Origin of the sequence: Pseudoxanthomonas sp. PXM02, from assembly GCF_014851805.1 — a bacterium.
GTDB lineage: Bacteria > Pseudomonadota > Gammaproteobacteria > Xanthomonadales > Xanthomonadaceae > Pseudoxanthomonas_A.
In genome coordinates this window covers 58,696-76,384 of the sequence record NZ_JACVAK010000001.1, presented here as the reverse complement: position 1 = coordinate 76,384, position 17,689 = coordinate 58,696, and the positions used below count along the sequence as shown (strand labels likewise).

Sequence of the window (17,689 nt, the reverse complement as noted above, 5' to 3'; positions counted from 1 at the left end):
TTAAAATGACATTTGACATTTCTATGCTTCCAGGAAGTTCGGCCTCGTCGCTTTCGCGAGGTCGCTTAGCTGTGGTTGAGAAGAGTATCGGGATCACGTTTCACCGTGACTATGTGGATTTCCTTGAGGGCGCAAATGGAGGAATCCCGAAGCGGCAATATTTTTTTCTGAAGGGGAACGAGAAAGTAGTTGAAAGATTCTTGTCTGTAGTGGAGGACTACAAGTCAGATCCGCTGGGGATTTATGACATTGAGGTAGTTTGGAGTCAAATCGAGGCGCGACTCAATGATTCGTTGTTGCCATTTGCAAGTCTTTTTGCAGGTGACTTCCTATGCTTCGATTTTTCTCAAGGCTCTGAGCCATCGGTTGTTTTGTGGGATCACGAAAACTCAGAAGAAGATACTCCTGAGTTGACCTCAGTTGCGTCCTCATTTCTTGAATTCTTGGATCTGCTGCATGAGTAACCGTTGCAAATATCAAGTTAAGCCTTGGGCTACTAAGACAACAGGGGTAGATAGTTAGAGTAACTTCCCCCGGAAGCGGGGTGGAGACAGTTGGGTGTCTCCTTATGGTCGCCTTGCTCCCAGCGATGCTCACAATCAAGCATTACGCCCAGGATATTCCAGAAATCTCCAACGAAGGCACCTCGTTCTTGTCTTGAGGAACAGGAAAGTAGGGGTCAGAGTAAACTCTTACGATCCAAGCCCCTGGAACTGTTTGATATGCGGAGCCAGTGATCAAGGTTTTGGGGGCAGCAGAATGGACAGCAGTGAACTCTGATATCAAAGCGGGCACTGTCTTGGAAATGCCTTTTAGATTGCGTCCGGCCGCCAACCAGGGAAATAAATGAGTTACGAACGACTTGATGACGAAGAACTGCTTAGGCTGTCGTTGTCCGCCATGAACGCTGAAAGGGACGCCGAAGCTACAGACCTGCTCAAAGTCTTGATCGAACGCGAGCCTAGCCACGCATATGGCCACTACCTGCTTGCCGCCCAGCATGCCCAGCTCGGTTTGATGGACCGGGCCGAAGCTGGTTTCCGCACGGCAGCAGGTCTCGCACCAGCCGATTTCCCGATGCCGCGCTTCCAACTCGGGCAACTGCTTGTACTTAAAGGCGAAGCCTACGAAGCGCGGGAAGTCCTCGAGCCGCTGACCCGGCAAGGCGGTTCTCTTGCCGCTTATTCCGCCGCACTCAGCCACCTGGCTGCAGAAGACGTCCCCTCGGCCATCGAACACCTCCAGCAAGGCCTGGAACAGCCGCAGCCCATACCCGCGCTCGAGCAGGACATGGCACGCCTCCTGCAACAACTGAGAGAACGCGAGCAACATCAGGAACAACCTGAAACCGCCGTATCCGGCGCCAGTTTCCTGCTATCCAACTACGGTCGCCAACACTGATATCCCGTGGCTATCGACCGGCTGTCCTCCACGTCATCCCTGATCTCCGCCTTGCGCGGAGACATGCTGCGCAAAGCAGGCAAGCGGTCGCCAACGTCGCCTGCAACACAGGCGCCTGAAAGCCTGAAACAAGGTGGAGAGTCTGCGAAATCCCCGGCAAAACTACGCGCCCAGCTGATCGACATCGCGCGCGACGTGGACCTGGACGATCCTGCGTCCATCCAGAATTCGCGCGTTCGCCTGGTCCGGTCGATCTTGTTGTGGGAATACGGCGAAGCATTCCGCGAGCACCCCGATTGGAAGCCCCTGCTGGATCAAGTTTCCGCAGCTTTCGATGCCGACGATGCGCAGAAACAGAAGTACATGAATTTACTTAAAGCGCTGAAATCCAGCAAACACAAGTAGTTGCATCTGCCGCTTGACAGCGGCAGCTTCGCCTGCATTAAAGTCCGCCGCCAAGGGGGACGCTCGACGATTCCTGCGAACGATCAGTCACATTCGGGGTGAATGTTGATTGCCTTAATCGTCACCGCAGTGCGTTGGGCTCCATGGATCTGGTGCGAGCAACGGTGCCGCCACTACCAGTGGCACCATGCAGGGACGTAGGCAGTCAGCAGTCATGTCGTTAGAGCGGTTGAGCGCCTTTCTGGCGCAGGATCCAGGCAATCCGGAACTGGCGTGTGAAGTCTTCGATCTTCACTTCGCCGCCGGCGATTTCGAACAGGCACGCAGTGCTTTAGCCTCACTTCCGCCAGACGCACAGGCCTTGGCGGGCGTGCAGTTCCGTATTGCGCGGCACGACCTCGTCACCGGCGCTTACGCCCAAGCCGAAGCCACACTGCGCGACCTCGCCGCGATGGGGCACGACAGCGCCGCCATCGCACACGACATCGCGTTCGCACAACTGTGCCAGCGCAACCTTGCGCATGCACAGCGCACCGTCGATGCCGCCTTGCAGCGCTACGGCGCAAGCCCGGCGTTGCGCATCCTGCAGGCGCGCATCGCCCTAATGCACAAGGACTACGCCGCGGCGCAAGCTGCGCTCGACGATGCCTTGCGCCTGGATGCCCATGAACCGACCGCGCAGGGACTTCGGGCGCTGGCGTTCCTCGATGCCGGCGAGGAAGCACAGGCCGCTGCCGCGGCGGCTCAGTGCCTGTCGCGATATCCCGACCAGCACGAAGCACTGTTGGCCGCGGGCACATCCAGCCTGTGGGTGGGCGATGCCGTGTCGGCAGAACGGCACTACGCACGCGCGCTCGAACGATTCCCCAACTCCGGACGTGCGCTGTCCGGCATGGGCCAGTGCCGCATGCTGGCGGGTGATCTGGATCAGGCCCGCATCGCACTCGACCGCGCGGTCGTCGCCATGCCCGACCACGTAGGCACCTGGCATGCGCTGGGCTGGATCCAGCTGCTCTCGGGCGAGTTGGAAGCGGCTGAGCAGAGCTACCGCAATGCACTCGAACTCGATCGAAACTTTGCCGAGTCGCATGGCGGCTTGGCCGTCGTCGCGCTGCTGGACGAGCGTCACGAAGAAGGCGAGGGCGCCATGAAACGCGCGCTCAAGCTGGACCCCGCCTGCATTACGGGGCGCTACGCGCGCTCGCTGTGGCTGCTGCACACCGGCGAACAGGATGCCTCCGATGCGCTGTTTGCAGAATTGATGCGTGCCGGTGCGATGCCCGGCATCAGCGACCAGGACGCACATGTGGCGGCGCAACGTCTGCGCGATCGCGCTACGGCGCATCGCGGCGGACGACGCTGAGGAGCACGCGGCATGGACGCCGATACCGCGATGCACCTGCTGTCTGAAACGCTGCTGGCCGCCGCGAAGGTCGCGGCACCGATCCTGCTGGTCACCCTGGTCGTAGGACTGGTGATATCGATCCTGCAGGTGGTGACCCAGGTGCAGGAGATGACGCTGACCTTCATTCCCAAGCTCATCGCCGTGGGTGTTGTCAGCCTGATGCTCGGTGGCTGGATGATCGCCACCACCGTGGAACTGGCCAAGCGCCTGTTCGAGTTCGCGGCGGGCCTGTAGTCGTGGATCCCATCACCACCTTCGCCATCGTGTTCGCGTTCGCATTGCTCCGCTATCTGCCGGTCATGGTGTTGCCCGGCCTGTCGCCGCTGAGTTGGGCGCCCGCGTTCGTCCGTATCGTCCTGCTGCTGGCTTTTGCGTGGCTCACCGTCCTCGCGCTGCCGGAAACGCCGGTCTTCGATACGCGTGGGTGGCCGGTGGCGTTGGTGTTGGCCGCACTGGGCGAGCTGCTCGTGGGAATCGTCTTCGGGCTTGGTTTCATGCTGCCGAACGCGGCACTGCATACCTCTGGGTGGCTGCTGGACATGCAGGCCGGTCTCGGTGCAGCCACCCTGTTCAATCCCGGCTCGGACAGCGGCGAATCGTTGCTTGGGCACGCGGTCATGCTGGCGGCAACCGTGTTGTTTTTCACGCTGGATCTGCACGTGCTCCTGTTCAAGGGAATCGCCGCCAGCCACGATTGGATGCCGCTGGGAAGCACGGTACTCAGGCTTCAGCCGGACGCATTCTTCGTAATGTTGGGCAGCAGTTTCCTGTCCGGCCTGATGGTAGTCGCACCTGTCGTGATCGGTCTCTTCTGCGTGGATCTGGCGATCGCCTACGCCAGCCGTTCGATGCCCCAGGCGAACATCTACTTCCTGGCGCTCCCGTTGAAAGTCGCGGTCGCAATGGGGTTGCTGGCGCTGACACTCGCATATGCGCCCACGTTGATCGGACGCCTATTCCGCGATGCGTTCGATCAGGTGCCGGCTGTCCTGGGGGCGCGCTGATGGCGCAGGGCGATCAGGACAAGACCGAGCAGCCCACGCCGTACCGCCTTGAGGAGGCTCGGCGCAAGGGCGAGGTCGCAAAAAGTGCGGACATCGTCGGCGTGGCCGGCCTGCTGGTTTTCGTGCTGGTACTGATGCTGACGGTGGCGGGCATCGCCCACGCATTGTCCGACGCAACGCGACGCGTGGTTGAACTGGCAGGCGCGAGGCCACTGCTGGGCATGGAGATGACTGGCTGGCTGGGGCAGGTCTACGGCGGACTGATGCAGTCGCTGATGCCTCTGGTACTGGCGCTGGTGGTGGTGGCCGTGGTCTCGAATCTCGCACAGACCGGACCGATCTTCAGCGCACATCCCATCCGGCCGGACTTCCAGCGAATGAATCCTGCCAATGCCTTCAAGCGCGTGTTCTCGATGCGCAGCTTGTGGGAACTGGGCAAGCTGACGGTAAAGCTCGCCTTGCTGGTGATGCTCGGCTATCTCGCGTTCGCCGCAGCCCCACAGCTGGTCGGGCTGGTGGCCTCCGCATCGCCGCGGCAGCTCCCCGAGCTGCTGCTCGACGGGTTCTGGAAGACGTCCCTCTACGTCCTGCTGGTGCTGGGCCTGGCCGCGTTGGCTGACCTGCTCTTCGTCCGCCGCGATCACATGAAGCGCATGCGGATGAGTCGTCGTGAGTTGCGCGACGAAGTGAAGCGCCGGGACGGTGATCCGGAGGTCAAGTCCAAGCAGAAGCGGCAACAGCGCGAACTGCTGAAGAAGGTACGCGCCCTGCCACGGGTGGGGGATGCCGATGTGGTGCTGACCAACCCCACCCACTACGCGGTGGCGGTGCAGTACCGGCCGCGGACGATGCGGGCGCCGGTGGTGCTCGCCAAGGGCAGGGGCTTCCTGGCAGCACGCATTCGCGCGCTAGCCGGCACCGCGAACGTACCAGTGTTGCGCATGCCGGCGTTGGCCCGCGCGTTGTATGCCGACTGCGAGATCGACGGACCGGTGCCTGAGGGCCTGTATGGCCAACTCGCGCCGGTTTACCGGCAGCTGTTCGCGCAGGGGAGGGCATCGCGATGAAAGCCCTGTTCGCCCTGTTGTGGTCGGACAAGCGCGACCTGGCCCTGGTCGCCCTGGTCGTCGGCATCCTGATCATCCTGTTTGTTCCGGTTCCCCCGCCGGTGCTGGATTTCCTGCTCGTGATCAACATCAGCCTGGCGCTGCTGGTGTTGCTGGTGACGTTCTTCACCGAGTCGCCACTGAATTTCTCGACGTTCCCCACACTGCTGCTCATCGCCACCATGTTCCGGCTGGCATTGAACGTGTCCGCGACGCGCCTGATCCTCGATGGCGCGGACGCGGGTCGCGTCATCAATGCCGTTGGTTCGTTCGTGATCCGTGGCAACTATGTCGTCGGCATCGTGGTGTTCCTGATCCTGGTCGTGGTGCAGTACGTGGTCGTCACCAACGGCGCGCAGCGCGTGGCCGAAGTGGCGGCCCGCTTCACGCTGGACAGCATGCCCGGCAAGCAGATGAGCATCGATGCCGACATGAACATGGGCCTGATCGATGAGCATGAAGCGCGCCGCAGGCGCGCGATGATCGAGAAGGAAGCCAACTTCTACGGCGCCATGGACGGCGCCACCAAGTTCGTCAAGGGCGATGCGATCGCCGGCATCATCATCATCCTGATCAACATCGTCGGTGGACTGGCCATCGGCATCGCGCAGATGGGCATGCCGTGGACCGAAGCGGTCCAGCGATTCACCCTGCTGACGGTCGGTGATGGCATCGTCACCCAGATTCCGTCGCTGGTGATCGCGGTCGCCACCGGCATCATCATCACCCGCGCCGCCGCCGATGCTCGGCTCGGCGAGGAGATTCCGAAGCAGATGCTCTCGAGCCCGCGCGCCCTCCTGGTCGTCGCCGCGGTATTGCTGGTAATCCTCTTTCTGCCCGACTTCCCCCGTTTTCCCGTACTGCTCGTACTGGCGGGAATCGTCGCGCTCGCGTGGTACGCCATGCGCGCGGTCAAGTCGCCAGGCGAAGGAGACGATGCCGCGAACAGCGCCGAAGCGGGCACGGGTGCCGGCAACGCACAGGACGAACTGCAGCAGGCCATGCGGCTTGAGCCGATCGAAATCCGGATGGGAACAGCCGTCCACGACCTGCTGATGGGAGCCACCGGCGACCTTGCCGACCGCATCGTGCATTTACGGAAGCAGGTCGCGGGCGATCTCGGTTTCGTCCTCCCCAAGGTGCAGACTTCGCTGCGCCCGGATCTGGAAGCGCATACCTACGAAGTGTTGGTCCAGGGTAACCGGGTCGGGCAGGGAAGCCTGCGACCGCAACAGGTGCTGGCGATCAATCCGGGCAGTGTCCGCCAGAAGCTGGAGGGGTTGGAGACACGCGATCCGGCGTATGGCTTGCCCGCACTGTGGATAGAACCGGAGCAGCGCACAGCGGCACGCACTGCCGGTTACACGCTGGTCGAGCCTGACACCGTGCTGATCACCCACCTCAACGAACTGGTCAAACAGCAGGCCCCGGAGTTGCTGACGCGCATGGAAACAGAGCGCCTGGTTCGTCGCGTGCGAGAAAGCAGTGGGCCGCTGGTGGACGAACTGGTACCCAACATCCTCACCTTTTCCGACATCCAGAAGACGCTGCAACTGCTCTTGCGGGAGCAGGTCAGCATCCGCAACATCGAAGCGATCCTCGAGGTGCTGGTGGATACGGGCCGCGCAGTGAAATCGCCCGAGGACCTCGCCGAGCGCGTGAGGGAACGACTGGGCTCGTCGATCTGCCAGAAGTTCAGCGACGCCCGCGGCGAACTCAATGTACTGACGCTGGCGCCCGAGGTTGAACGTTCATTGCTGGGCGCCCAGCGGACGGCGGAAGGGCGTGCACCGCTGTTCTCGGACATGGGTCAGCTGGATGCGTTCATCAAGCATCTGTCGCGTCAGGCGGAAGCGATGATGGGGCGCAACCTGATGCCCGTCCTGCTTTGCCCGTCGCCGCTTCGTCGGCCGTTGCGCGGTCTCGTGCAACGTTCGCTGCCGCATGTGGCCATCGTCGGCCTCAACGAGGTGCCTTCCACCACCATGGTCCGATCTTTCGCCGCGGTCGGGGTTGCGCCATGACATCACCCTTGCCCAGGAGCATCACGTGAGCGACACCATCCAGGCCATCAGTCGTGCTCTCGGCGCGGACGTGCAAGGCCTCAACGCGGTCAGCCACAACGTCGCCAACCTGGCCACGCCAGGTTTCCAGAGCGTCCGCGTGCTTCCCGATTTCGCCAGCGCGCTTGGCCAGGCGCAACACGTGCAATTGCAGGACGGTCCACTCAGGCAGACCGAGCGCTCGCTTGACCTAGCACTGCGTGGCGATGGCTTCTTCCAGATCAAGCGCGGCGACGAGGTGCTGCTCACCCGGGCCGGACAATTCGTCCGCCGAGCCGATGGTGTGCTTGCCACGCTGGCTGGCGACGAGGTGATGACGGATGCGGGCCCGCTGATCCTGCCGGAACAGGACGTACGTATCGACGACTCCGGAGTCATCTGGCAAGGCGACCAGCGCATGGCGCAGCTCGCGCTCGTCGATGTCGCAGAGCCGTCCCGCTTGCGGCCGATCGACGGCGGTTACCGCTACGACGGTGTCGCGGCGACGTGGAACGGCACCGTGCAGCAAGGCGCTATCGAGCAATCCAATGTCGATGCTGCGGAGGAAACACAGCGGCTGATCGAGCTCAGCCGGCATGCCGAGTCCGTGCAACGCGCCATCGCCATCTACGACCGCACGCTCGATACCGGCATCAATCGTATCGGCGACAACTGAGGCAACAAGGACACACCATGATCGACGCTCTCTATATCTCCTCCAGCGGCCTGCGCAGCCAGCAGGAACAGATCGACGTGATCTCCAACAACGTCGCCAACATGCAGACGCCGGGCTTCAAGCGGGGCCGGGTGAACTTCGCGGAAATGGCGGCCCTTCCCGTGGCGGGCCAGGTCGGTTCCCTGGAACAGCAGCATCGCGGCGCCGGCGCGCGCGTGGTGTCGACCAGCCAGGAGTTCGCCATCGGCGCGCTGCAACCCACGCGTGGCGCGCTGGATCTGGCGATCGACGGCAATGGCTTCTTCGAACTGGAGAACGCCAGCGGAAGCCGCTTCTACTCCCGCTCTGGTCAGTTCCGCCTGGATGACCAAGGCTATCTCACCGCGGTCAACGGCATGCGCCTGACAGCAGGTATCCAGATCCCGCAAGGCGCGAGTGACGTCAGGATCTCCGCAGAAGGCGAGGTCAGTGCGGTGCTCGATGGCGGCCCCGAGCCCACTGTGCTGGGCAGCATAGACCTGGTGAGCTTCGTTTCGACCGAAGGACTGGTAGCGGAGGGCGGCAACGTTTTCAGTGCGGGGGTGCGCGCGGGCGAACCCTTGCGCGGCACCGCCGGGCAGGACGGGTACGGCAAGCTTCAGCAGGGTTACCTGGAGATGGCCAACGTCGACATGATCGACGAAATGACGGGACTGGTGCTGGCGCAGCGTGCCTACCAGCTCAACGCTCGCGTCCTCCAGGCCTCGGACCAGGTCCTGGAAACCATCAACAACCTGCGCCGCTGATGAACGTAATTGCGCGCGTCTTCATCTTGCTGTTGGCCACGGTAAGCGCCCCGTGCCTGGCGATGCATACCGTATCGGGCGAGCAGCTGCTGGCGTGTGCGGAAGCATCGCTGCGGGAACGTAGCGCCTTGCTGCCCGGACGACTTGCACTCTCCGCAAGTGCAATGCCGGAACCTTCGCGCATCGAGGGTGAAGGAGAGATCAGGCTGCTGGCGCGCGCCGTGGATGGCGCGTGGCCCCGGCGCCGGGTTGGCGTGCCGGTGGAGATCCTGCGCGGTGATCACGTGGAGCAGACCCGAATGGTGTGGCTCTCGGTCCAGTGGTGGCAGCAAGTGGACGTGTACGCGCTGGACGCGCCATCCGGCACGGCGTTGAACGAGCTTCGGGTGCGCACCGATGAGGTCGACATGGCAGGAGCCGGCGAGCCAGCGGTTGCGTTGGACACGATCGTCGCTTTGGAGGACTGGCGTCTGCGGCGCTCGGTACGCGCTGGCGAACCGCTCATGGGTTCGGATTTTTCGCCAAGACCCGCGGTAAGCCGAGAACAGGCCGTGCGACTCTCGCTGCGCCAAGGTCCCGTTGCGTTGACGGTACCCGCCGTAGCGAATGGAGAGGGAGAGTTGGGGCAGTGGGTACAGGTTCTCGCGGAGGGTGCGGATCGCCCGGTTCTGGCCAGAATCGTGGCACGCGGCGAGGTGGCCATTGAACGGTAAGCGATACCTGAGAGAGGGCGCATGGGCGGCGATGCTGCTGGGCTGCATCGTGTTGCCCGCGTGGTCGCAACAGAGCATGATCGATGCGGACGCTTACCGTGGAATCGCGGCGGATCGACGCGCCTACCGGGAAGGTGACCTGTTGACGGTCAACGTCCTGGAGGCGGCCAGGGCACGCTCGGGAGCCGCAACCGACGCGAGCTCCGACATCCGGCTGAGTGCCGCGGCTTCCGCGAAGAACTATCAGGCACAGGCGCAGGGCGCCTTGTCTGCATCCAATAGCGGCGGCGCCGAGACCTCCCGCGTAGGCGAGCTGCGGACACAGCTCTCCGTGCGCGTGGCCGAAGTCCTGCCCGATGGCACGCTGGCCGTGGAAGGCGCGCAGTCGCTGGTCATCAATGGAGAAGACCAGCGAATCGTCCTCAGTGGGCTGGTCCGGCCCGACGACATCGAGTCCGACAACAGCGTCTGGTCGCATCGATTGGCGAACGCGCGCGTCGAGTTCAGCGGGAGCGGCGTGGTCAGCAGTTCGCAGCGACAGAGCGTTGTCTACCGCGTACTGAAATGGCTGAGGTTGCTATGACCCGCTTCGTCTTGTTGATCTTGTTGGCCCTCGTGCCGACGGTGGGTTGGACCACCAGCCAGGAGGTCAAGGTGCGCGACATCGCGCGGATCGCCGGTGTGCGCGACAACCCGCTGACCGGATACGGGCTGGTGTTCGGCCTCTCCGGTTCCGGCGACACCGCGCGCAATCGCGCCACCGTACAGTCCGTTGCCAACACGCTGCGCAACTTCGGTGTACAGGTAGATCTGACCGACCTGTCCAGCCGCAATGTCGCGGCGGTGCTGGTGACGGCCAAGCTGCCGGCGTTCGCCGAACCCGGGCAGCAGCTCGACGTGCAGGTTGCCTCTGCGGGCGATGCGCGCAGCCTCACCGGTGGAACGCTGATGCTGGCTCCACTGAGTGGGCCGGATGGCAAGGTGTACGCGATCGCCCAAGGCGCCATCTCGGTGGGGGGCTACCAGTTCGAGGCCATCACCGCGTCCGTACAGAAGAATCATCCCACCGTGGGATGGATCCCCTCTGGCGCAACCGTGGAGCGTGCCGCGTCGCTGGGCGTCGTCGGTGACGGGCGCTCACTGCAAGTGCTCTTGAACGAGCCGGACTTCACGACTGCCAACCGTATCGCGGGCGCCATCAACGCCGCCATGCCTGATTCGCTGGCACGGGCCGAGCATGCGGGCAAGGTGACGATCAGCTTCGATGCGCCGGTAGCAGACACCGTCGCGCAGATCTCGCGGATCGAGAACGTACTGGTCAGCCGCGAACGACGGGCCCGAGTGGTCATCAATGAGCGGACGGGCACGGTCGTCGCGGGCGGCGATATCCGCCTCGGCCAGGTCAGCATTTCCCATGGCGAACTCCGTGTGGAGATCTCGACCCGGTACAGCGTGTCGCAACCCGATGGCCTGCTTTCGCGTCCAGGCGATGGCGTGCGCAGCGTCGTCGTTCCCGAGAGCACGATCGAGACGCGCGAAGACACCGCACCGCTGGTGAGCGTGGCCGAAGGCGCCACGGTCGCGGATCTGATTTCGTCCCTGCGCACGATCAAGCTGAGCACCCGCGACGTGATCGCCGTCCTGCAATCGATCAAGGCCGCCGGTGCGCTCGACGGCGAGTTGATCATCCAATGACCCGGAGCCCGCATGTCTGACCTGACCATAGATGCCGTACGCATGGCGCTTAACCTGAACCAGCTGAAGGCCGAGGTCACCAGCTGGAACATCGTCAACGCCTCCGCGGTGGACGCACCGATGTTCGTCATCGACCAGAGCGCGACAGACGCGTTGCTCGGTGCGGCCGCGAACGGACCCACGAGCGTCATCCGGGACGCGCTGGCTGCGCCAAGCTCACCCACCATGGCCGTGGTGCATGAGCAGTACACCGCCGACAGGCCGTCGCTGGACCAGCTCGTCGCCGACTCCGTGTCGGCCGGCATGAATTACCAGGCGCTTAGCGAATCGTTGAGCCGGCATTTTGGCCTGATGCGCCTGGCCATCAGCGGAAGGAGCGGGGCATGAGCATTGACGCGATCCTGGAAGCCAGCCGGGCAGGGATGCAGAACGAGCGACTGCGGCTGGATCTCGCCAGTCGGCGCATTGCTGCAGCGAACCAGCCGATTGATCCGGCGGCACTCGGCTCGGGCGCCACATTTGCGCAGGCGTTGGGCACGGATCTTGGCGCTGGCCTTGGTACGCGTTCGGTGCTCGATCCCAAGCATCCGCTCGCGGACGCACAGGGCCGCGTGCATTACCCCGCTGTCGACATGGTGCAGGAGATGACCACGCTGCTGACCGCCAGCCGTGGCTACGAAGCCAACGTCCGCTCGTTCAACGTCCTGCGCGGCATGCTGCTGCGCGCCATGGAAATCGGAGCCAAATGATGAGTATCGACGCCATTGCCGCGCTCGGAGCGGCTTCCCTCGCCGAGGCACCGGCTTCGGCCATCCCGTCGCCGCGCGCCGATTTCGGTGCGGTCGTGGAACGAGGCGTCGCGTCCGCCAACGAGGCCCTGCACGCGGCCGATCAGAACGTCCGTCTGCTTGCGTCTGGCCAGGAGATCGCCACGCACGACGTGATGATCTCCCTGGAGGATGCCCGCATGCAGTTGATGTTGCTGTCGGAAGTGCGCAACCGGGTGGTCGAGGCGTACCAGGAACTGTCGCGGATGCAACTGTAAGGAATGACTGTCGTGTCTTCGATCAAGGCGTTTTATCAATCATTGGCCTCCGGAGCCAGGCGCGGCCTGCTGATCGGCCTGGTCCTGCTCGCATTGGCCACTGTGGCGGCCCTGTGGTGGATCTTCTCGCCTCGCGAGTCGCTGCTGTTCGGCAATCTGGAGGAAGCAGACGCGGCCGAGATTGCCGCGGCGCTGGAGGAGTGGAAGGTCCCGCACCACTTCACGCCGGATGGCACCGGAATTCTGGTCGATGAAGAGCAGATGCATGCCTTGCGCATGCGTCTTGTGTCCGCCGGTGTTCCGCGCGGCGGACACGTCGGTTTCGAACTGTTCGACGACAACGAGTTCGGCGTCACCGAGTTCGCCCAGCGGATCAACTACCAGCGGGCGCTGCAAGGCGAGATCGAACGCACGATCGCCACCGTTCCGGGCGTTCAAAGCGCGCGCGTGCACCTGTCCATCCGTCGCCCGGGGCTGTTCCTCGCGGACGAAGCGCAATCCAAGGCATCTGTCGCACTGACGCTGGTTCCCGGCGCCGCACTGGAACGCAAACAGGTGGCCGGCATCCGCAACCTCGTTGCCTCCGCCGTGGACGGACTGCAGCCGGAGTCCGTGGTCGTGGTGGGTCCTTCCGGCATGCAACTGCTCGGGGGCACCGCGCCGGACAGCATCGCCGAAAGTTCCGGTACGGCCGATGAGCTGGCCAGCGCACTCGAAGCGAAAATAGGCAAGGTGGTCGCGCACGCCCTTGATGGCCAGCAAGCGGCGATCTCCGTCAATGTGGCGATGAACTTCGATCGCGTGCACACCACCAGCGAACGCCTGCTGGGAACCCCGGGCAAGGAGCATGGGCTGCTGGTCCGGAGCAATCGCAATGGCGACCGTGCGCCGGAAGGGGCCACTGCCCCGGCAGGCTTGCTGAACGAGCAACTGGAGTACGCCCACGGCCGTGAGCGCCAGGAGGTGACCCGCGCTACGGGTGCCGTCGAACGGATCACCGTGGCGATCCTGCTGCCTTCCTCCGTGCCGGCCACCCAGCAGGCGCACCTGCGCCGGCTGGCCGCCGCTGCCGCGGGACTCGATTTCAAACGCGGGGATAGCCTGGAAGTGGCGGTGGCATCACCGCGCGTAGCGCCCGTCCAACAACCAAGCGTCGAAGCGTCATCGTCAACCGCCGTATCCCGTGCGACGTTGCGCGCGTTCGAAGGGGTGCCGTCAGTCCATCCGCTTTGGATGCTAGTCGCGTTGGTACTGGGGGCACTCGGTATGTGGGTACTGCGTGGCAAGCGCTCGGCGACGCCCCCCAAAGCGCTGAGCCATGAGGAAAGCGAGCAGGCAGCGCGAAACATCCGCGCATGGCTAGCGGGTGAAGTGCGTTGAGCGCGCTGGCGTTTCGTAAGGCTGCGCTGGTCGCAAGCCTCATGGATCATGACCAGCGCAGGCGCTTGTTCGCCAGTGTCCCTCGCTCCGCCGCGCGGCAACTGCGTCACGCGGTCAACGAGGTGGAACGTAGGGGATGGGCGCGAAGGGACCTGGTGGAACTGGCGCTGGGCCAGTCGCTGACCGCACTCGAAGGCCCTCCGGACTTCGGCCTGGATGAGCTGGTGCAACTTGCGGCTCGCGTGGACGCGCGAACGTTCGCGCGCATCCTTGCCGCCGCTCCGCTGCGCGATCACGGGTTCCTATTCTCGCTGCTGCCTTCCAGCTTCGCGGACAACGTCCAGTCGCACTTCGAAGAATTGCCTGCGATGCCGGAACGCCTGCGGTCCGCCGCGCTGGTGGCCGCGCGCGCGCAGCTGAAGGCGGAACCTGCATGACGAAGCCGCTCGTCCGCCGCCTGGATGCGACCGGCCTGGAGTTGCGCGCGTGGTCCAGCGATGAGCCAGCCGTGGATGCGCCCGTGCAGGAAGCGGCTGAACTTGCGCAGCAGCGCCTGATCGCGGCACAGCGCCAACAGCAGGATGAGCTGGAACGCCAGCGTGAACGCGGCTATCAGGCTGGCATGGCAGAAGGTCGATCCGACGCCGCCATGCAGGCGAAATCGGAACTGGCGTTGATGAAGAAGCGCCTTGAGGACGAATTGACGAAGGCCAAAAGCGACCTGGACACCGAAAAGGCTGGCTTGCAACTGCTCGCTGCCCGTCTCGAACAAGCGCTTGGTGAGGCAGAGCGGGAGGCAGAAGAAGCCGCCGTTCAGGCGGCGTACGCAGCACTGACGCGCCTGTTGGAGGCACGCGAAGCAGACGGCGAGCTCCTGCCTCCGCTGGTCCGCCAAGCGCTGGTCGATGCCGGCGGAGACACGCATGTGCTGTGGGTCAGCACGCAGGATCGCGACGCTCTGGGCGAACTGGCGGCCGTCGATCTGCGCGTCGACTCCACACTCAAGCGAGGCCAGATCCGCCTGCAGTCCCGTCTCGGCCATTACGACACCGGTCTGGATGTGCGCTTGGACCAGATCAAGCACGCATTCCTGTCTGGCCTCGCCGCGCATCGCCGCAAAGGAGAATCATGAGCCTGGGCGAACGGCTGCGTAGCGCTGTAGGAACGACGGAAATGCACCAGCGGCAAGGGCGCATCGTGGCGTTCGACGGCCTGGTCATCGAGGCCGAAGGCCCCGATGCGACGCTGGGCGAGTTGTGCGAAATCATCGACCGAGAAGGCGGGACGTCCATTCGCGCGCAAGTGGTCGGGTTCCGCAAGGAACACATGCTGCTGATGCCCTACGGCTCTGTGTCGGGTATCTCGCCGCGAAGCCTGGTCCGCGCCTGCGGCCATACGTTGGACGTTCCGGTCGGCGCAGCACTGCTCGGTCGGGTGGTGGATGCTTTCTGCCAGCCTCTGGACGATGGACCGGCGCTGGCGTTGTCCGATCGCCGTGCGTTGCATGCCGCACCTTCCAATCCCTTGCGCCGACGTGGGATCGACCGTGTCATGGAAACCGGCGTGCGAGCCATCGACACCTTGTTGACCCTGGGAGAAGGGCAACGTGTGGGTGTATTCGCAGGCAGTGGCGTCGGCAAGAGCACGTTGCTGGGCATGCTGGCGCGTCATGTCAGCGCGGACATCACAGTACTTGCGCTGATCGGTGAACGTGGCCGTGAAGTCGGCGACTTCATCCATGGTTCGCTCGGCGAAGGTCTGCAGCGTTCGGTCGTCATGGCGGCTACTGCCGACCAGCCGGCGCTGGTGCGCGTGCATGCCGTGCACGCGGCGCATGCCGTCGCCGAGTACTTCCGAGACCAGGGAAAATCGGTGTTGCTCGTGGTCGACTCGATCACGCGCTTTGCCATGGCACAGCGCGAGATCGGCCTCGCCATCGGCGAGCCCCCGACGTTCCGCGGCTATACGCCGTCTGTCTTCGGCTGGTTGCCGCGCATCGCAGAGCGCTGTGGCCATTGGGGCGAAGGCGCGATCACCGCGATCTACAGCGTCCTGGTCGAGGGCGACGACATGAACGAGCCCATCGCGGATCACATGCGCGCGATCCTGGATGGCCATATCGTCCTGGATCGCGGGCTTGCGGCGCGTGGACACCATCCGGCCATCGACATCCTCCAAAGCACGAGTCGCCTGTTGGGAGCTTTGGCGACACAGGAGGAGGAAGCGCTGGCATCCGAAGTGCGTCGTCACCTGGCCACGTATGAAGGGTCCCGCGATCTCGTCGAGCTGGGTGCGCACCAACGTGGCGTCAATACCACACTGGATGCAGCGATTGACCTCAAGCCAAAGCTGGATGCCGTCCTGCGCCAGGCGGCGCAGGACGCGTATTCCCGCAAGGAGGCGTTGTCGGCACTACGCCAGGCATTGGATGGCCAGCATGGATAAGGCCAGTGCGCGCCGCGCGGAAGTGCTGTCACGCTTGCGTCAGTTCGAACAAGACCTCGCCCATGCCACGATGCTGAGCGCCGCCCGCGACGCTCGCGATGCGCAGGACGCCCGCGATGTCCTGCGTGCTGAGGCCGAAGCCGTGGGAGGCTGGAAGGTGCCGTCGGCGAACGGCGGTGTCGTCGAACTGGCGGTCTATACGCATGCCGTGCAGATCGAAGCCGCTGCGATGGCGCGGTGCTCTGCAGCAAACGAAAAGGCGAGCGAGGCCGAGCGCGCACTGGATCTGGCTCGGGACGGCTACCGTCGAGCTCTGTTGGCCAAGGACGTGATTACTCGGCGCCAGCAGCGCATTGCGACCACGATGATGGCCGAAGTGGAGCATCGCGACGCCGATACCACGGGCGACATGTGGTTGGCCAGGAGGCGTCATGGATCCGATTGATCGTCGCGCTGCACCTTCGCCTCCCGTCGATGTACGCATCGAGCCCGGACAGCGGGAGGCGACGCGCGAGGGAGCGCGGGATCCGAGCGATTTTCGAGCATGGCTGGAGAGGACAGCCGAGGCTGCACCGTCGCCAAGCGCGGAGGCCGTCATGGTTGCGACCGCCTCCGACACCGTCGTGCAGGCTGTGGCCGGTCGTGCGGATTCCGTTGACGTGCTCTATCCGTGGACACTCCAGGCACATGCTCACCTGTCTCAGCTGGGCGGGCAGATGCATGGCGATCCCGCCCAGGTGTCGGCGGATGACGCCAGCGCCATGAACCCGACATCTTCAGCACGCACGGCTGTCGCGGCGCTGCCTGCCCAGTTCGCCACTCCCCCGTATGGGGCGCTCAATGACTTTCAGCTTCCGATCGTCGTCGGTGCGGCCTCCACTGTCCGCGGCTCGAATGCTTCGGTCAGCGTGTCAGACGCAAAGCCCTCCGATGCCGCCGGCACCGCCCTCGCTGCCTCCTGGTCCGAGCGCTTGTTGCGAAAGACAGTGGACGCCAACGGCAACACGACCTGGTGGCTGCGCGACTACGGTATGGGCTCCACCGAACAGGAAGCCCTCACGCATTCCCTCTCATCCCTGCCGCTGCAGCAACGTCCCCAACGCATCGTCATCAACGGCGTCGAAGTCTGGCGCGCCCCTCATCCCTTGCCGGAGCCCTGAGCATGGCTATCGACGCCATCGGATCCATCGTCAACAACGGAAGTGCCAGCACCGGAGGTCGCAATACCATCGACCAGGAGGGTTTCATCAAGCTTTTCCTGGCCCAGTTACAGTTCCAGGATCCGCTGGAACCGGTGGACAACAGAGAGTTCCTTGCGCAGCTCGCCCAGTTCAGCAACCTCGAACAGTCGCGCCAACTAAGCATGAACTCCGAAGCCCTACTGACGATGACATCGGCCAGTCAGGCACTGACCCTGCTCAACCGGAAGGTTGAGATCGCGCAGTCTGGAGGTATCAGCGTTTCGGGGACCGTCACAGCTATCCAGTTCACCGCGTCCGGGCCAGACCTGACGGTCGATGTGAATGGAAGCGTCCTCACCGGTGTCCGTCTTCCCCAGGTAAGCCTGGTCCGCCCCTAGGAGCTACA

Annotated in this window: 23 protein-coding genes; all 23 read left to right on the top strand. The window is 63.9% G+C overall.

The genetic code is table 11. The features are described 5' to 3' along the window. Window positions 1-5: 5 nt before the first annotated feature. The 23 genes from IB225_RS00410 to IB225_RS00300 all read left to right on the top strand — a co-directional run bounded on the left by IB225_RS00410 (window position 6) and on the right by IB225_RS00300 (window position 17,681). A complete protein-coding gene (locus IB225_RS00410; protein WP_192308668.1) occupies window positions 6-464 on the top strand; it encodes an SMI1/KNR4 family protein in 459 nt (152 codons plus the stop codon). Between the two features lie 382 nt (window positions 465-846). Further along, window positions 847-1,401 carry a hypothetical protein gene (locus IB225_RS00405; RefSeq protein WP_192308666.1) on the top strand — a complete coding sequence of 185 codons (555 nt, stop codon included), beginning with the start codon at window positions 847-849 and terminating at the stop codon, window positions 1,399-1,401. A gap of 6 nt (window positions 1,402-1,407) precedes the next feature. Continuing rightward, entirely contained in the window at window positions 1,408-1,806 is a 399-nt protein-coding gene (locus tag IB225_RS00400) for a hypothetical protein (protein ID WP_192308664.1), read from the top strand. A gap of 187 nt (window positions 1,807-1,993) precedes the next feature. After that, window positions 1,994-3,169: a tetratricopeptide repeat protein gene (locus IB225_RS00395; RefSeq protein WP_225583138.1), complete on the top strand. Its 1,176-nt coding sequence runs from the start codon at window positions 1,994-1,996 to the stop codon at window positions 3,167-3,169. A 12-nt stretch (window positions 3,170-3,181) separates the two neighbouring features. Then, entirely contained in the window at window positions 3,182-3,445 is a 264-nt protein-coding gene (locus IB225_RS00390; protein ID WP_192308660.1) for a flagellar biosynthetic protein FliQ, read from the top strand. 2 nt (window positions 3,446-3,447) lie between these two features. After that, entirely contained in the window at window positions 3,448-4,215 is a 768-nt protein-coding gene (locus IB225_RS00385) for a flagellar biosynthetic protein FliR (protein WP_192308658.1), read from the top strand. Continuing rightward, a complete protein-coding gene (locus IB225_RS00380) occupies window positions 4,215-5,282 on the top strand; it encodes an EscU/YscU/HrcU family type III secretion system export apparatus switch protein (RefSeq protein WP_192308656.1) in 1,068 nt (355 codons plus the stop codon). Before IB225_RS00385 ends, IB225_RS00380 begins: the two co-directional genes overlap by 1 nt. Then, window positions 5,279-7,345: a flagellar biosynthesis protein FlhA gene (locus IB225_RS00375; protein ID WP_192308654.1), complete on the top strand. Its 2,067-nt coding sequence runs from the start codon at window positions 5,279-5,281 to the stop codon at window positions 7,343-7,345. Before IB225_RS00380 ends, IB225_RS00375 begins: the two co-directional genes overlap by 4 nt. A gap of 25 nt (window positions 7,346-7,370) precedes the next feature. After that, complete coding sequence (locus IB225_RS00370; protein WP_192308652.1) at window positions 7,371-8,039, top strand: flagellar hook basal-body protein; 669 nt, start codon at window positions 7,371-7,373, stop codon at window positions 8,037-8,039. Between the two features lie 17 nt (window positions 8,040-8,056). Continuing rightward, window positions 8,057-8,824 (top strand): flagellar hook-basal body complex protein, encoded by a 768-nt coding sequence (locus tag IB225_RS00365; protein ID WP_192308650.1) that lies wholly within the window; start codon window positions 8,057-8,059, stop codon window positions 8,822-8,824. Next, complete coding sequence (locus IB225_RS00360; protein ID WP_192308648.1) at window positions 8,824-9,537, top strand: flagella basal body P-ring formation protein FlgA; 714 nt, start codon at window positions 8,824-8,826, stop codon at window positions 9,535-9,537. The genes IB225_RS00365 and IB225_RS00360 overlap by 1 nt, the downstream gene beginning before the upstream one ends. A gap of 31 nt (window positions 9,538-9,568) precedes the next feature. Next, window positions 9,569-10,120, top strand: coding sequence for a flagellar basal body L-ring protein FlgH (locus IB225_RS00355; protein ID WP_192308646.1), 552 nt, complete (start codon window positions 9,569-9,571; stop codon window positions 10,118-10,120). Further along, window positions 10,117-11,232: a flagellar basal body P-ring protein FlgI gene (locus IB225_RS00350; RefSeq protein WP_192308644.1), complete on the top strand. Its 1,116-nt coding sequence runs from the start codon at window positions 10,117-10,119 to the stop codon at window positions 11,230-11,232. The genes IB225_RS00355 and IB225_RS00350 overlap by 4 nt, the downstream gene beginning before the upstream one ends. A 12-nt stretch (window positions 11,233-11,244) precedes the next feature. Next, window positions 11,245-11,619, top strand: coding sequence for a hypothetical protein (locus IB225_RS00345; protein WP_192308642.1), 375 nt, complete (start codon window positions 11,245-11,247; stop codon window positions 11,617-11,619). Then, window positions 11,616-11,981: a flagellar basal body rod C-terminal domain-containing protein gene (locus IB225_RS00340; RefSeq protein WP_192308640.1), complete on the top strand. Its 366-nt coding sequence runs from the start codon at window positions 11,616-11,618 to the stop codon at window positions 11,979-11,981. The genes IB225_RS00345 and IB225_RS00340 overlap by 4 nt, the downstream gene beginning before the upstream one ends. Beyond that, window positions 11,981-12,277 (top strand): flagellar hook-basal body complex protein FliE, encoded by a 297-nt coding sequence (gene fliE / locus IB225_RS00335; protein WP_192308638.1) that lies wholly within the window; start codon window positions 11,981-11,983, stop codon window positions 12,275-12,277. The genes IB225_RS00340 and fliE overlap by 1 nt, the downstream gene beginning before the upstream one ends. A gap of 12 nt (window positions 12,278-12,289) precedes the next feature. Then, complete coding sequence (fliF, locus tag IB225_RS00330; protein WP_345776553.1) at window positions 12,290-13,657, top strand: flagellar basal-body MS-ring/collar protein FliF; 1,368 nt, start codon at window positions 12,290-12,292, stop codon at window positions 13,655-13,657. Between the two features lie 155 nt (window positions 13,658-13,812). Beyond that, a complete protein-coding gene (locus IB225_RS00325; RefSeq protein WP_192308634.1) occupies window positions 13,813-14,094 on the top strand; it encodes a hypothetical protein in 282 nt (93 codons plus the stop codon). Further along, on the top strand, window positions 14,091-14,789 hold the full coding sequence (locus IB225_RS00320) for a hypothetical protein (protein ID WP_192308632.1): 699 nt from the start codon (window positions 14,091-14,093) through the stop codon (window positions 14,787-14,789). The genes IB225_RS00325 and IB225_RS00320 overlap by 4 nt, the downstream gene beginning before the upstream one ends. Further along, complete coding sequence (locus IB225_RS00315; RefSeq protein ID WP_192308630.1) at window positions 14,786-16,102, top strand: FliI/YscN family ATPase; 1,317 nt, start codon at window positions 14,786-14,788, stop codon at window positions 16,100-16,102. The genes IB225_RS00320 and IB225_RS00315 overlap by 4 nt, the downstream gene beginning before the upstream one ends. Next, a complete protein-coding gene (locus IB225_RS00310; protein WP_192308628.1) occupies window positions 16,095-16,547 on the top strand; it encodes a hypothetical protein in 453 nt (150 codons plus the stop codon). The genes IB225_RS00315 and IB225_RS00310 overlap by 8 nt, the downstream gene beginning before the upstream one ends. Then, on the top strand, window positions 16,534-17,262 hold the full coding sequence (locus IB225_RS00305) for a hypothetical protein (protein WP_192308626.1): 729 nt from the start codon (window positions 16,534-16,536) through the stop codon (window positions 17,260-17,262). The genes IB225_RS00310 and IB225_RS00305 overlap by 14 nt, the downstream gene beginning before the upstream one ends. 2 nt (window positions 17,263-17,264) lie before the next feature. Further along, window positions 17,265-17,681 carry a flagellar hook capping FlgD N-terminal domain-containing protein gene (locus tag IB225_RS00300; RefSeq protein WP_192308624.1) on the top strand — a complete coding sequence of 139 codons (417 nt, stop codon included), beginning with the start codon at window positions 17,265-17,267 and terminating at the stop codon, window positions 17,679-17,681. Window positions 17,682-17,689: the final 8 nt, after the last annotated feature.

Bases quoted from the DNA above. Each gene is read 5' to 3' on its own strand.
- IB225_RS00315 (WP_192308630.1), top strand. From the start codon at position 14,786: ATGAGCCTGGGCGAACGGCTGCGTAGCGCTGTAGGAACGACGGAAATG.
- IB225_RS00410 (WP_192308668.1), top strand. From the start codon at position 6: ATGACATTTGACATTTCTATGCTTCCAGGAAGTTCGGCCTCGTCGCTT.
- IB225_RS00380 (WP_192308656.1), top strand. From the start codon at position 4,215: ATGGCGCAGGGCGATCAGGACAAGACCGAGCAGCCCACGCCGTACCGC.
- IB225_RS00365 (WP_192308650.1), top strand. From the start codon at position 8,057: ATGATCGACGCTCTCTATATCTCCTCCAGCGGCCTGCGCAGCCAGCAG.
- IB225_RS00375 (WP_192308654.1), top strand. From the start codon at position 5,279: ATGAAAGCCCTGTTCGCCCTGTTGTGGTCGGACAAGCGCGACCTGGCC.
- IB225_RS00310 (WP_192308628.1), top strand. From the start codon at position 16,095: ATGGATAAGGCCAGTGCGCGCCGCGCGGAAGTGCTGTCACGCTTGCGT.
- IB225_RS00300 (WP_192308624.1), top strand. From the start codon at position 17,265: ATGGCTATCGACGCCATCGGATCCATCGTCAACAACGGAAGTGCCAGC.
- IB225_RS00350 (WP_192308644.1), top strand. From the start codon at position 10,117: ATGACCCGCTTCGTCTTGTTGATCTTGTTGGCCCTCGTGCCGACGGTG.
- IB225_RS00320 (WP_192308632.1), top strand. From the start codon at position 14,091: ATGACGAAGCCGCTCGTCCGCCGCCTGGATGCGACCGGCCTGGAGTTG.
- IB225_RS00360 (WP_192308648.1), top strand. From the start codon at position 8,824: ATGAACGTAATTGCGCGCGTCTTCATCTTGCTGTTGGCCACGGTAAGC.
- IB225_RS00345 (WP_192308642.1), top strand. From the start codon at position 11,245: ATGTCTGACCTGACCATAGATGCCGTACGCATGGCGCTTAACCTGAAC.
- IB225_RS00340 (WP_192308640.1), top strand. From the start codon at position 11,616: ATGAGCATTGACGCGATCCTGGAAGCCAGCCGGGCAGGGATGCAGAAC.
- IB225_RS00390 (WP_192308660.1), top strand. From the start codon at position 3,182: ATGGACGCCGATACCGCGATGCACCTGCTGTCTGAAACGCTGCTGGCC.
- IB225_RS00395 (WP_225583138.1), top strand. From the start codon at position 1,994: ATGCAGGGACGTAGGCAGTCAGCAGTCATGTCGTTAGAGCGGTTGAGC.
- IB225_RS00305 (WP_192308626.1), top strand. From the start codon at position 16,534: ATGGATCCGATTGATCGTCGCGCTGCACCTTCGCCTCCCGTCGATGTA.
- IB225_RS00355 (WP_192308646.1), top strand. From the start codon at position 9,569: ATGCTGCTGGGCTGCATCGTGTTGCCCGCGTGGTCGCAACAGAGCATG.
- IB225_RS00405 (WP_192308666.1), top strand. From the start codon at position 847: ATGAGTTACGAACGACTTGATGACGAAGAACTGCTTAGGCTGTCGTTG.
- fliE (WP_192308638.1), top strand. From the start codon at position 11,981: ATGAGTATCGACGCCATTGCCGCGCTCGGAGCGGCTTCCCTCGCCGAG.